The organism is Enterobacter sp. IF2SW-B1 (assembly GCF_001743375.1).
Classification (GTDB): Bacteria; Pseudomonadota; Gammaproteobacteria; order Enterobacterales; family Enterobacteriaceae; genus Enterobacter; species Enterobacter bugandensis.
This window is the reverse complement of sequence record NZ_MJAA01000014.1, coordinates 50,492-63,920: the sequence shown is the minus strand read 5'-3', so window position 1 is coordinate 63,920 and position 13,429 is coordinate 50,492. Positions and strand designations below refer to the sequence as shown.

Here is a 13,429-nt window from a genome sequence, read left to right as displayed (position 1 = left end):
AGAGACAGTCTACGATTCAGGCTGCAAACATGCGTCAGGGGGTGTAAAACAACGTAAAGTCATGGATTAGATAGCCTTGATGTCGTAATTTCTGCCTCGGAGGTATTTAAACAATGAATAAAATCCTGTTAGTTGACGATGACCGAGAGCTCACATCCCTTTTAAAGGAGTTGCTCGACATGGAAGGTTTCAACGTCCTGGTTGCCCATGATGGCGAGCAGGCGCTGAGTCTCCTTGACGACAGCATCGATCTACTTTTGCTCGACGTAATGATGCCAAAGAAAAACGGTATTGATACGCTGAAAGAGCTTCGCCAGACACACCAGACCCCCGTTATCATGCTGACCGCCCGCGGCAGCGAGCTTGACCGCGTTCTCGGCCTTGAGCTGGGTGCGGATGACTATTTACCGAAGCCGTTCAACGACCGTGAACTGGTGGCCCGTATTCGCGCGATCCTGCGCCGTTCCCACTGGAGCGAGCAGCAGCAGAATACCGACAACAGCTCGCCAACGCTGGAAGTGGACTCCCTGAGCCTGAACCCGGGACGTCAGGAAGCAAGCTTCGACGGCCAGACGCTCGAGCTTACTGGCACCGAGTTCACCCTGCTGTATCTACTGGCGCAACATCTTGGCCAGGTGGTATCGCGTGAACATTTAAGCCAGGAAGTGCTGGGCAAACGCCTCACGCCGTTTGACCGCGCCATCGACATGCACATCTCAAACCTGCGCCGCAAGCTGCCGGAGCGTAAAGACGGTCACCCATGGTTTAAAACCCTGCGTGGTCGCGGTTATCTGATGGTTTCTGCTTCATGATAGGCAGCTTAACCGCCCGCATCTTCGCCATCTTCTGGCTGACGCTGGCACTGGTTTTAATGCTCGTTTTGATGTTGCCAAAACTCGACTCACGCCAGATGACGGAGCTTCTCGACAGCGAGCAACGTCAGGGCGTGATGATCGAGCAGCACGTGGAAGCGGAGCTGGCAAACGATCCGCCGAACGATTTAATGTGGTGGCGCAGGCTGTTTCGCGCTATCGACAAGTGGGCGCCGCCAGGACAACGTCTTTTGCTGGTTACCAGCGAAGGCCGCGTGATTGGCGCCGATCGCAATGAAATGCAGATTATCCGCAACTTTATTGGCCAGGCGGATAACGCCGATCACCCACAGAAAAAGAAATATGGTCGGGTAGAGATGGTCGGCCCTTTCTCGGTACGGGATGGGGAAGATAACTACCAGCTCTACCTGATTCGCCCTGCGAGCAGTTCCCAGTCCGACTTCATCAACCTGCTGTTTGACCGTCCGCTTCTGCTGCTGATCGTCACGATGCTGGTCAGTTCCCCGCTGCTGTTATGGCTGGCGTGGAGCCTGGCGAAACCGGCGCGTAAGCTGAAAAATGCGGCGGACGAAGTGGCACAAGGCAACCTCAGGCAGCATCCGGAGCTGGAATCCGGGCCGCAGGAGTTCCTGGCCGCCGGCACCAGTTTTAACCAGATGGTCAGCGCGCTTGATCGGATGATGACGGCCCAGCAACGCCTGCTGTCGGACATCTCGCACGAACTGCGCACCCCGCTCACGCGCTTACAGCTGGGCACCGCCCTGCTGCGTCGCCGCAGCGGGGAGAGCAAAGAGCTGGAACGTATTGAAACGGAAGCGCACCGTCTGGACAGCATGATTAACGATCTGCTGGTGATGTCGCGCAACCAGCAGAAAAACGCGCTGGTGAGCGAAACGGTGAAAGCCAATCACCTGTGGCACGAGGTGCTGGACAACGCGGCGTTCGAAGCGGAGCAGATGGGTAAATCGTTCACCGTCAACTTCCCGCCGGGCCCGTGGCCGCTGTACGGTAACCCCAACGCGCTGGAAAGCGCGCTGGAGAATATCGTGCGTAACGCCCTGCGCTACTCGCACACGAAGATTGAAGTGGCGTTCTCGGTGGATAAAGACGGGATCACCGTCATTGTTGATGACGACGGTCCTGGCGTCAGCCCGGAAGATCGCGAGCAGATTTTCCGTCCGTTCTACCGCACCGACGAAGCGCGCGACCGTGAGTCCGGCGGTACGGGGCTGGGGCTGGCGATTGTAGAAACCGCCATGCAGCAGCACCGCGGCTGGGTGAAAGCCGACGACAGCCCGCTGGGCGGGCTGCGGTTAACGCTGTGGCTACCGCTGTATAAGCGTTCGTAACGGTATGTGCCGGGTGGCGGCTTCGCCTTACCCGGCCTACTTTCAACGGAACCTATTTCCCCCACAATCTCCGCGAACTACTCTCGATCTTCCCGCTTAAACGCCGCTTCTGCATCGTTCTCGTCCAACTGGTAGACAACCCCGCCGCCGACAGCAGGCGATGATACTGTTCATCGTCAAAAGGCATATGCCAGGCAATCGCGCAGGCGTCGTAAACGGACACGTCGCTCAAACGCGACGCGAGCTCAAGCGGGGCATCCGCAGATACTTGTCCTGCAAGTACCACGCGGTACAGCCAGCCGGTTTTACCCGCGTTTTGCAGCTGGGCCGACATATCCTGAATCCCGAAATGGTAGTTGAGCTTGAAGCACGGCGAGCGTGGCTGCGTCACCTGAATCAGGGCATCGCCCCAGCGGTAAATATCGCCAATAAAGACGTTCTTTTCCGTCAGCCCTTCCGTTGAGAGATTTTCGCCAAACGCGGGCGCGACGAAGAGGTCCGCCTGCTCAGGAAATTCGGTTTTCCAGTGCTGATAGTGCTCGCGCGGATAGTGGCACAGCGCGCGATCGGGCCCGCCGTGGATTTTCTTTTCGGCCTGCTGGTCGCCCACAAGCCCGAGCTCGGTCAGCGACAGCTCACCGTCAACCTGCACTTTGGCGATGGCGCTCGGGCGGCTGCCGTCGTACTCCCTTACCTTGCCTGTAAACACGTTCACCGGGTAATGCATCGCTGCCTCCATTACGCAGATACAAAAAAAGCGAGTCATCAGACTCGCTTCTCACAGGCGTCAATGCAACCTTATTTTTTAGCGGCGAAACGCGCTGCTGCTTCGTCCCAGTTCACGACATCCCAGAACGCTTTGATGTAGTCAGGGCGACGGTTCTGGAACTTCAGGTAGTAAGCGTGTTCCCACACGTCCAGACCCAGGATTGGGAAACCGGATGCGCCAGAGATCGCTTCACCCATCAGCGGGGAGTCCTGGTTAGCAGTAGAAACCACTGCCAGCTTGTCGCCTTTCAGAACCAGCCACGCCCAGCCAGAGCCGAAGCGGGTTGCAGCGGCTTTTTCGAATTCCGCTTTGAAGTTGTCTACGGAACCGAAGTCGCGCTCGATAGCCGCTTTCAGGTCGCCCTGCAGGGTGGTGCCGGTTTTCAGGCCTTTCCAGAACAGGCTGTGGTTAGCGTGACCGCCCGCGTTGTTACGCAGTACGGTTTTCTTGTCTGCTGGCAGCTGGTCCAGCTTGGTGATCAGCTCTTCAACAGGCAGATTAGCGTACTCTGGCAGGCTTTCCAGCGCCGCGTTCGCGTTGTTCACGTAGGTCTGGTGGTGTTTAGTGTGATGGATTTCCATCGTCTGCTTGTCGAAATGCGGTTCCAGTGCGTCGTAGGCATACGGCAGGGATGGCAGTGTATAACTCATAATCCTCTCCATTATTGTCGGGCGGCACAGCTGTTAATGCCGCGTAAGCAGTTGGTTCATTATAGTTAATTAAATGATATTGAAAATGATTATCAATGCCGTAGTTTTTATATGGTTATTCGGTTTTTGAGAAATAAAAGAATTGTGAGTCTGCTCACGCGCTTAACGTGCTGATTGCCATTCAAAACAAAAGTGCGGCAACCTTCTGAAGGTTCCTGAACAGCCTAATTTTTACACTCATCAAGTCGGGGGGAAGCCTCCGGCTATAAAAACGATGAGGACGTAAAAATGAATCATGCGATTACGATGGGTATCTTCTGGCATTTAATAGGCGCAGCCAGTGCAGCCTGTTTCTATGCCCCGTTCAAAAAGGTGAAAGGCTGGTCGTGGGAAACCATGTGGTCCGTTGGCGGTACCGTGTCCTGGCTGATTTTGCCGTGGACAATCAGCGCCATGCTGCTGCCCGATTTCTGGGGCTACTTCTCCTCCTTCAACGCCTCCACCCTGCTGCCGGTATTCCTGTTCGGCGCGATGTGGGGCATCGGCAACATCAACTACGGCCTGACCATGCGCTACCTCGGGATGTCGATGGGTATCGGCATCGCGATTGGCATTACGCTGATAGTGGGCACGCTGATGACGCCAATCCTTAACGGCCATTTCGACGTGCTGATCAACACCCAGGGCGGCCGGATGACGCTGCTGGGCGTGCTGGTGGCGGTGATCGGCGTGGGGATCGTCACCCGCGCAGGCCAGCTAAAAGAACGCAAGATGGGCATCAGGGCCGAAGAGTTCAACCTGAAGAAAGGGCTGCTGCTGGCGGTGATGTGCGGGGTCTTCTCGGCGGGCATGTCGTTCGCCATGAACGCCGCCAAACCGATGCACGACGCCGCCGCGGCGCTGGGCGTTGACCCGCTGTATGTTGCCCTGCCAAGCTACGTGGTGATCATGGGCGGCGGCGCGCTGGTAAACCTCGGTTTCTGCTTTATCCGTCTGGCAAAAGTGAAGAACCTGTCGGTAAAAGCCGACTTCTCGCTGGCAAAACCGCTGATCCTTACCAACGTTCTGCTCTCCGCGCTCGGCGGCCTGATGTGGTATCTGCAATTCTTCTTCTACGCCTGGGGCCACGCCAGCATTCCGCCGCAGTACGACTACATAAGCTGGATGCTGCACATGAGCTTCTACGTGCTGTGCGGTGGGCTGGTTGGGCTGGTGCTGAAGGAGTGGAACAACGCCGGACGTCGTCCGGTTGGCGTACTGAGCCTGGGCTGCGTGGTGATTATCATTGCGGCCAATATCGTCGGCCTCGGCATGGCGAACTGATTACGCTGCTTTTCGACTGCGATGACGCCACTGAACCGGCGTCATCCCCACCTCACGGTTAAACACCACCGAAAAGTAGTTACTGTCCTCAAAGCCGCAGCGCATCGCCACTTCACTGACCATCAGCTCCGTATGCTGTAACAGATACTGGGCGTGGCAGATGCGCAGCTGGCGCAGGTAATGGTTTATCGTCATTCCCGTCTGGGTGCGGAACTGCTGGCGCAGCGCGCGCTCGCTGCACTGCTCCTGCTCGCAGAATTTTTCCAGTACGAAACTCTTGTTCAGACTGCCCGCAAGCCGGGCGATCAGCTTATCCAGCAGCGCTTCCTGCGTGGTGGCGGAGGGATTATCCGTGGCGTAACGATGGCGCTTCAGGGTCATCACCAGCTGGGCGAAAAGCAGCTCCGACATCTGGTTTGCCACCGGGTCGCTCTTCTGGCTCTCCTGCTCCAGTTGGGAAATCGTCTGGCGCACCTGAGCCATGCCGCTGCTGCTTAAGCGCCAGTGCGGTTCGCCTCCGGCATTCAGAATGCCCGGAATGTTGCTCGCCCAGTCGACATTCAGTTTAAGCCTGTCAGGGCAGTAGATGACGTTCTGCAACACCAGATCGTTAACCGAGGCGTAGGCGTGTTTGTCTTCGGCGCGAATGTAAAACAGATCCCCGCGCGTGATGCGGTAGGGCCGGTCGTTGAGGACGTGAAGGCCGTTGCCGCGCCACACCAGCACCAGCTCGCAGAACTCATGGGTGTGCTCGGCAAAGACATTTTGCGGGTAACGGTCGGCCACCGCGACGGCCTGACTCGCGGAGGCAAAAAAATCATCTTTGCGAAGAATCAACTGAGCGGCCACACCACAACCTCTACGGCGAATAACCGGGCATTATTAGCTTTTTTGCGGCCAGAAAACGGTGACTGCCCTCGCGTTACTGAAGCAACGCGTCTTTCCCCTGACGAATATCGCGCGGCGACCAGCTAAATTCCCGGCGAAATAGCGTCGAAAAGTGGTTACTGTCGCCGAAACCGCAGCGATAAGCAATTTCTGTAACGCTTTCGTCGGTATGCCGTAAAAGGTGACGCGCTTTGATCAGGCGCAGACGGTTAAGGTAACGCTGCGGCGTGAGCCCGGTATGCTGCTTGAGCTGACGATGCAGCGTGCGCAACGAGAGCGAAAAGTCGTCCGCCAGCGTTTCCCAGCAGACATCTTCAGCGAAATGATCTTCCAGCCAGGCCATAAGCTGGTTCAGCCGTGCGTCATTATTTTCCATCCCTTCCACCAGGCTGCTGCGGCGCAGCAGCACCAGCAGCTGCATAAACAGCAGCTCGCGGGTGGCAATCGCGTGCGTCTCCTGCCCGTCCTCGCTCTGCTCCATCTGGCTCACCAGCTGACGCACCTGCTGTAACGTGGATTGATTCACCCGCCAGTGCGACGGGTAGTGGCCCTCCTTCTCCTGCGGCAACAGCTGATTCAACCCGGAGAGAAACTGGAACGCATCCGGGGAACGATAAAGCACGTTGGTCAGACACAGGTTGTCGGTATGTTCATACAGGTGTCTGTCGTGGTCGCGCACGAAGCACACCGTACCGCCGCTGATGGTATACGGCTGACCGTTGAATACGTGGATGCCTGTTCCGTGCTCAACAATCACAATCTCATGAAAATCATGATGATGCTCGGGGAACGCAGCCTGAGGAAGCCGTGGCTCAATCGCGACGGGAGAAGCCCCCGAAGGAAAAAAATCGACGCTGTGCAGTACGGTCATAACGGCCCCCACCAATGAGAAAAGTTCTCAAAATAGTAATTAAGGCCCTCCACGCTCACCTTAAATTTTTGACAGTAAACCGCGCAAAAGCTGCCGGTTTTTCAAGAAACAGGCGGAAAGATCGGGAAATGCGGTCAGCGTCACACTGCCTGCAAACCCCGTCATTACTGGAAACTGTGAACTCCCTCACGTTCACCTTTGCTTTCTTGCCAGCGCGAGATTTGGGCTGTCAGTGGAGAGAAGGTGGCTATTTCTTCCCTTTCTTACACTCATCGCTAATGACTTAAGAAAGGACCCGACCATGACTTTTCGCCATTGTGTGGCTGTCGATTTAGGCGCATCCAGCGGCCGTGTAATGCTCGCCACCTGGGACTGTGACCAGCACACCCTTACGCTTCGCGAAATGCACCGTTTCGCCAATTGTCTGCAAAAACAGGACGGTTTTGTGACCTGGGATATTGATGCGCTGGAAGCGGAGATCCGCACCGGACTTCACAACGTCTGCGAAGACGGTATCCGCATCGACAGTATCGGCATTGATACATGGGGCGTGGATTACGTGCTGCTGGACCGTCACGGCGAACGCGTTGGCCTGCCCGTCTCCTACCGCGACAGCCGCACCGATGGGCTGATGGCGCACGCCATCGCGCAGCTTGGCAAAGAGAACATCTATGGTCGCAGCGGCATTCAGTTTCTGCCGTTTAACACGCTGTACCAGCTGCGCGCACTGGTGGAGCAACAGCCAGAGCTGGTTAAAAAGGTGGAGCATGCGCTGCTGATCCCGGACTACTTAAGCTATCGTCTGACCGGCAACATGAACTGGGAATACACCAACGCCACCACCACGCAGCTGGTCAATATCAACACCGATAACTGGGATGAACACCTGCTGGCATGGACGGGCGCCTCGCCGTCCTGGTTCGGCGCGCCAACCCATCCGGGCAATGTCATCGGCCAGTGGATTTGCCCGCAGGGGAATGAAATTCCCGTTGTCGCCGTCGCCAGTCACGACACCGCAAGCGCGGTCATTGCCTCGCCGCTCGCCAGCAAAGACGCGGCCTATCTCTCCTCCGGCACCTGGTCGCTGATGGGTTTTGAGAGCAAAACGCCTTACACCAGCGACGCCGCGCTGGCCGCCAATATCACCAACGAAGGCGGTGCCGAAGGACGCTACCGCGTGCTGAAGAACATCATGGGCCTGTGGCTGCTCCAGCGGGTGCTGAAAGAGCAGAACGTCACCGACCTGCCCGCGCTTATCGCGGAAACCGAAAAGCTGAAGGCCTGCACCTTCCTGATTAACCCGAACGACGACCGCTTTATTAACCCGGTGCACATGAGCGCTGAGATCCAGGCCGCCTGTTTTGACGCGGTGCAGCCGGTACCTTCCCGCCCCGCCGAGCTGGCGCGCTGTATTTTTGACAGCCTCGCCCTGCTCTATGCCGACATCCTGAGCGAGCTGGCTGACCTTCGCGGTAAACCGTTCAGCCAGCTGCACATCGTGGGCGGCGGCTGCCAGAACCAGCTGCTGAACCAGCTCTGCGCCGATGCCTGCGGCATTAACGTGGTGGCAGGTCCCGTAGAGGCTTCCACGCTCGGCAACATTGGCATTCAGTTGATGACGCTGGACGAACTATCAAACGTCGACGATTTCCGTTCGGTGGTGACGGCGAATAACAGCCTGACCACCTTCACCCCCAATCCCTGCCATGACATTGCCCGCTACCGGGCGCAGTTTCAGCAAAAACGACTGACTAAGGAGCTTTGCGCATGACCACTCAACTTGAACAAGCCTGGGACCTGGCTAAACAGCGTTTCGCCGCCGTCGGCGTGGATGTCGAAGAGGCGCTGCGCCAGCTCGACCGTCTGCCCGTCTCCATGCACTGCTGGCAGGGTGATGACGTCGCCGGTTTCGAGAATCCGGGCGGTTCCCTGACGGGTGGCATTCAGGCAACGGGTAACTACCCGGGCAAAGCGCGCAACGCCACCGAACTGCGTGCGGATCTGGAGCTGGCGCTGAGCCTGATCCCCGGGCCAAAACGCCTGAACCTGCACGCGATTTATCTCGAATCCGACGCGCCGGTCGCGCGTAACGAAATCAAACCAGAACATTTTAAGAATTGGGTGGAGTGGGCAAAGGCCAACCGGCTGGGACTGGATTTTAACCCGTCCTGCTTCTCGCACCCGCTGAGCGCGGACGGGTTTACCCTTGCACACGCCAATGACGAAATCCGACAGTTCTGGATCGACCACGTGAAGGCCAGCCGCCGCGTCTCGGCGTATTTCGGCGAGCAGCTTGGCACGCCGTCGGTGATGAATATCTGGATCCCGGATGGCATGAAGGACATCACCGTAGACCGACTGGCGCCACGCCAGCGCCTGCTGGCCGCTCTGGATGAAGCCATCAGCGAGAAGCTCGATCCGGCGCACCATATCGACGCGGTGGAGAGCAAGCTGTTCGGCATTGGCGCAGAGAGCTACACCGTCGGCTCAAACGAGTTCTACATGGGTTACGCCACCAGCCGCCAGACCGCGCTGTGCCTGGATGCTGGCCACTTCCACCCAACGGAAGTCATCTCCGACAAAATCTCCGCCGCCATGCTCTACGTGCCGCGCCTGCTGCTGCACGTCAGCCGTCCGGTGCGCTGGGACAGCGACCACGTGGTCCTGCTGGACGACGAAACCCAGGCGATTGCCAGCGAAATCATCCGCCACGATCTGTATGACCGCGTGCACATCGGGCTCGACTTCTTTGACGCCTCCATCAACCGCATCGCGGCGTGGGTTATCGGCACCCGCAACATGAAGAAAGCGCTGCTGCGCGCTCTGCTGGAGCCAACCGCCGCGCTGAAACAGTTGGAAAAGAGCGGCGATTACACCGCGCGCCTGGCGCTGCTGGAAGAGCAGAAATCCCTGCCGTGGCAGGCGGTGTGGGAGATGTACTGCCAGCGTCACGACGCCCCGGCGGGCAGCCAGTGGCTGGACAACGTGCGGGCGTATGAGAAGGACGTTCTCGCCGCTCGTCAGTAAAAAATATCGCCCGGCAGCGCATTGCATGCCGGGCCTACAGGTAAAAGCAGGCCGGGTAAGCGTAACGCCACCCGGCATTTTCAAAGGAAACACTGTATGCAGACCATCACCACCTCCTGGTTCGTCCAGGGCATGATCAAAGCCACCTCCGACGCCTGGCTGAAGGGCTGGGACGAGCGCAACGGCGGCAACCTCACGCTGCGCCTGGACGATGCGGACATCGAGCCGTACGCCGCCGATTTTCACCAGAAGCCACGCTATATTGCCCTGAGTCAGCCGATGCCGCTGCTCGCCAACACGCCGTTTATCGTTACCGGTTCCGGCAAGTTCTTCCGTAACGTTCAGCTGGACCCGGAAGCCAATCTCGGCGTCGTGAGGGTAGACAGCGACGGCGCGGGCTACCACATTCTGTGGGGGCTTACGGACGACGCGGTGCCGACCTCTGAACTGCCGGCGCACTTCCTCTCCCACTGCGAACGCATCAAGGCGACTGACGGCAAAGACCGCGTCATCATGCACTGCCACGCCACTAACCTGATCGCCCTGACCTACGTGCTGGAAAATAATTCTGATTTCTTTACCCGCAAGCTGTGGGAAGGCAGTACCGAATGCCTGGTGGTCTTCCCGGACGGTGTCGGTATTCTGCCGTGGATGGTGCCGGGTACCGACGAAATCGGTCAGGCGACCGCGACGGATATGCAAAAGCACGCCCTGGTGCTGTGGCCGTTCCACGGCGTCTTCGGCAGCGGTCCGACTCTGGATGAAACCTTTGGCCTGATCGACACCGCCGAGAAATCCGCGGAGGTGCTGGTGAAGGTCTACTCCATGGGCGGCATGAAGCAGACCATCACCCGGGAAGAGCTGATCGCGCTGGGCAAACGTTTTGGCGTTACCCCGATGCAGTCGGCCCTGGATTTATACGCGTAACGCCACAGGCGATAGTTAAGGAGAATTATCATGAGCTTTATGTTGGCACTTCCCAAAATTAGCCTGCATGGCGCGGGTGCAATCGGCGATATGGTCAACCTGGTAGCGACCAGGCAGTGGGGCAAAGCGCTGGTTGTCACCGACGGCCAACTGGTGAAACTGGGCCTGCTCGACAGCCTGTTTACCGCGCTGGACGCCCATCAAATGTCATATCAACTGTTCGATGAGGTGTTTCCGAACCCGACGGAAGCGCTGGTGCAAAAAGGATTTGCGGCTTACCGGGACGCGGAGTGTGATTACATCATCGCCTTTGGCGGCGGCAGCCCGATTGATACCGCCAAGGCGATTAAAATCCTCACTGCTAATCCAGGCCCGTCTACCGATTACTCCGGCGTCGGCAAGGTGAAAAATGCAGGCGTGCCGCTGGTGGCGATTAACACTACCGCAGGCACCGCGGCAGAGATGACCAGCAACGCAGTGATCATCGACTCCGCGCGTCAGGTGAAAGAGGTGATTATCGACCCGAACATCATCCCGGATATTGCCGTGGACGATGCCAGCGTGATGCTTGATATTCCGGCCTCCGTGACCGCCGCAACCGGCATGGACGCATTAACCCACGCCATTGAAGCCTACGTGTCCGTTGGCGCGCATCCGCTGACCGATGCCAACGCGCTGGAAGCGATTCGCCTGATTAACCTCTGGCTGCCGAAAGCGGTCGACGACGGTCATAATCTGGAAGCGCGCGAGCAGATGGCGTTTGGTCAGTACCTGGCAGGTATGGCGTTTAACAGCGCCGGGCTGGGGCTGGTACATGCTCTGGCGCACCAGCCGGGCGCAACGCACAACCTGCCGCATGGCGTGTGCAACGCCATCCTGCTGCCGATCATCGAAAACTTTAACCGCCCGAACGCGGTCGCGCGTTTTGCCCGTGTGGCGCAGGCAATGGGCGTCGATACCCGCGGGATGAGCGATGAAGCCGCCAGCATGTCCGCCATTCAGGCGATTCGCGACCTGAGCGCCCGCGTCGGCATTCCGTCAGGCTTCAGCCAGCTCGGCGTCACCAAAGCCGATATCGAAGGCTGGCTGGATAAAGCCCTCGCCGATCCGTGTGCGCCGTGTAACCCACGCACCGCCAGCCGCGACGAGGTCCGCGAGCTATACCTGGAGGCATTATGATCCGCAAAGCGTTTGTGATGCAGATAAACCCGGACGCGCACGAGGAGTACGCGCGTCGCCACAATCCGATCTGGCCCGAACTGGAAGCGGTGTTGAAATACCACGGCGCACACCACTATGCCATTTACCTCGATAAAGCACGCAACCTGCTGTTTGCGACGGTGGAGATTGAGTCGGAGGAGCGCTGGAACGCGGTGGCGAATACCGACGTGTGCCAGCGCTGGTGGAAATATATGGCTGACGTCATGCCGTCGAACCCGGATAACAGCCCGGTGAGCGCCGGGCTGAAAGAGGTGTTTTACCTGGAGTGATGCGTTAACGCTGCCGCCCCTGTGGTGGCAGCAATCTCCCGCCTGCTGCTCAGCGTAAACGCCGATACCACCGTAATCGCCAGCACGAAACAGCCCAGCATCAGATACGTCTCCTGAAAGCCGATCCGGTCATACATATTTCCGGCAAAGGCGGAGAGGAAAATCGCTGCCGACTGTTTGGCAAACTGAAAACCAATCAGGTAGATGGTGGCCGACAGGCGCGTATCAAACACTCCGGTAATGTATTTGAATGCCCCCACCAGCAGGAACGGGACCTCCAGCGCGTGCAACATCTTCAGGGCGATGACCTCCACGGCGGTGGTGGCAAACGACGAGCCGATAATGCGCGTCGCCATAATCACCCCGGCGATCAGCAGCGTGTTCTTCGCGCCGATGCGGTTAATGATCCACGGCGAGCAGAACATGATGATGGCGTTACAAATCTCCCCCGCCGTGGTGGCAAAACCAAAGGCGCGGGTCCCTTCCTGCGGCGTGGCGAAGAAGGTTTTAAAGAAGGTGGCAAACTGCTGGTCGAAAACGTCATATACGCAGGCCACGCCAATCACGTACAGAATGAACATCCACATTCTGCGCTGGCGGAACAGGTTGAACACGGTTTTAGCGGTGATCTGCGGCTGGTTCGCGCCCAGGGCGTTCATCACCTGCGCCGTCTGGTTGGGCTTCGGTTTCGCGACCACCAACAGCAGCATCAGCAAAAGCGCCGCCGCCGATCCCATCCAGAAAACATACGACGGGTCGATGCCGAACAGGATGCCGCCCGTTGAGGCGCACAGCCCCCAGCCGAGGCAGCCAAACATGCGCGCCTTGCCGTACTCAAAGAAGCTGTTGCGGCTCACGCGTTCAATGTAGGCCTCAATCGCCCCGGATCCGGCTGAAAAAACAAAGCCGATATACAGCCCGCCGCTCAGCGCGCCCAGCCAGATATTGGCTTTCAGCAGCGGCGCGAAGACGTACAGGAAGAACGGTGCGAACAGAAACAGCAGCACCGAAATTATCCACAGCAGGTGTTTTTTCAGCCCCAGCTTGTCCGAAATGACGCCCAGCACCGGCTGGAACGCGATGGCCGACAGCGAGATGCAGGAGAAGACAATCCCGGTATGGGTTTTATTCAGGCCAATGATGTCCGACAGCCAGATCGGCAGGAACGGAAAGCAGGTGGCCATGATGAAGAAGTAGAGAAAGAAGAACAGCCCGAAGATCCAGAAATTGGGGTTGTCTTTGTGGGTACAGGTTGTTGTGTTCATTATTTTTATCCTCAACGGAGGGCCGGTTGCCCGGCCC

Annotated in this window: 13 protein-coding genes; 8 read left to right on the top strand and 5 right to left on the bottom strand. The window is 58.0% G+C overall.

Going from position 1 to position 13,429, the window contains the following annotated elements; translation table 11 throughout:
* Positions 1-113: 113 nt before the first annotated feature.
* Positions 114-812 (top strand): envelope stress response regulator transcription factor CpxR, encoded by a 699-nt coding sequence (gene cpxR / locus A6013_RS22205; protein WP_006179159.1) that lies wholly within the window; start codon positions 114-116, stop codon positions 810-812.
* Positions 809-2,182, top strand: a complete 1,374-nt coding sequence (gene cpxA / locus A6013_RS22200; protein WP_003862003.1) for an envelope stress sensor histidine kinase CpxA — start codon at positions 809-811, stop codon at positions 2,180-2,182. The genes cpxR and cpxA overlap by 4 nt, the downstream gene beginning before the upstream one ends.
* Before the next feature lie 52 nt (positions 2,183-2,234).
* Here cpxA and yiiM read toward each other — a convergent pair whose 3' ends face one another.
* Positions 2,235-2,909 carry a 6-hydroxyaminopurine reductase gene (gene yiiM, locus A6013_RS22195; protein WP_069733790.1) on the bottom strand — a complete coding sequence of 225 codons (675 nt, stop codon included), beginning with the start codon at positions 2,907-2,909 and terminating at the stop codon, positions 2,235-2,237.
* Between the two features lie 71 nt (positions 2,910-2,980).
* Positions 2,981-3,601, bottom strand: a complete 621-nt coding sequence (gene sodA, locus A6013_RS22190; RefSeq protein ID WP_069733789.1) for a superoxide dismutase [Mn] — start codon at positions 3,599-3,601, stop codon at positions 2,981-2,983.
* Positions 3,602-3,889: 288 nt separating this feature from the next.
* Between sodA and rhaT the strand changes: the two genes are divergently transcribed.
* A complete protein-coding gene (rhaT, locus tag A6013_RS22185) occupies positions 3,890-4,924 on the top strand; it encodes an L-rhamnose/proton symporter RhaT (RefSeq protein WP_045630604.1) in 1,035 nt (344 codons plus the stop codon).
* On the opposite strand, the gene rhaR is transcribed toward rhaT, so the two are convergent.
* Positions 4,925-5,773 (bottom strand): HTH-type transcriptional activator RhaR, encoded by an 849-nt coding sequence (gene rhaR / locus A6013_RS22180; protein ID WP_028014857.1) that lies wholly within the window; start codon positions 5,771-5,773, stop codon positions 4,925-4,927.
* 73 nt (positions 5,774-5,846) lie between these two features.
* Positions 5,847-6,683, bottom strand: a complete 837-nt coding sequence (gene rhaS / locus A6013_RS22175) for an HTH-type transcriptional activator RhaS (RefSeq protein WP_069733788.1) — start codon at positions 6,681-6,683, stop codon at positions 5,847-5,849.
* Between the two features lie 301 nt (positions 6,684-6,984).
* Here rhaS and rhaB point away from each other — a divergent pair, with 301 nt between their 5' ends.
* The 5 genes from rhaB to rhaM all read left to right on the top strand — a co-directional run bounded on the left by rhaB (position 6,985) and on the right by rhaM (position 12,127).
* Positions 6,985-8,454, top strand: a complete 1,470-nt coding sequence (gene rhaB, locus A6013_RS22165) for a rhamnulokinase (RefSeq protein ID WP_069733787.1) — start codon at positions 6,985-6,987, stop codon at positions 8,452-8,454.
* Positions 8,451-9,710, top strand: a complete 1,260-nt coding sequence (gene rhaA / locus A6013_RS22160; protein ID WP_069733786.1) for an L-rhamnose isomerase — start codon at positions 8,451-8,453, stop codon at positions 9,708-9,710. Before rhaB ends, rhaA begins: the two co-directional genes overlap by 4 nt.
* Before the next feature lie 96 nt (positions 9,711-9,806).
* Positions 9,807-10,637, top strand: coding sequence for a rhamnulose-1-phosphate aldolase (gene rhaD / locus A6013_RS22155; protein WP_045260243.1), 831 nt, complete (start codon positions 9,807-9,809; stop codon positions 10,635-10,637).
* 30 nt (positions 10,638-10,667) lie between these two features.
* A complete protein-coding gene (gene fucO, locus A6013_RS22150) occupies positions 10,668-11,816 on the top strand; it encodes a lactaldehyde reductase (RefSeq protein WP_069733785.1) in 1,149 nt (382 codons plus the stop codon).
* Positions 11,813-12,127: an L-rhamnose mutarotase gene (rhaM, locus tag A6013_RS22145; RefSeq protein WP_069733784.1), complete on the top strand. Its 315-nt coding sequence runs from the start codon at positions 11,813-11,815 to the stop codon at positions 12,125-12,127. Before fucO ends, rhaM begins: the two co-directional genes overlap by 4 nt.
* Here the strand turns inward: rhaM and A6013_RS22140 are convergent.
* On the bottom strand, positions 12,115-13,392 hold the full coding sequence (locus A6013_RS22140) for an MFS transporter (protein ID WP_069733783.1): 1,278 nt from the start codon (positions 13,390-13,392) through the stop codon (positions 12,115-12,117). The two genes, rhaM and A6013_RS22140, sit on opposite strands and share 13 nt — an antisense overlap.
* Positions 13,393-13,429 lie beyond the last annotated feature (37 nt).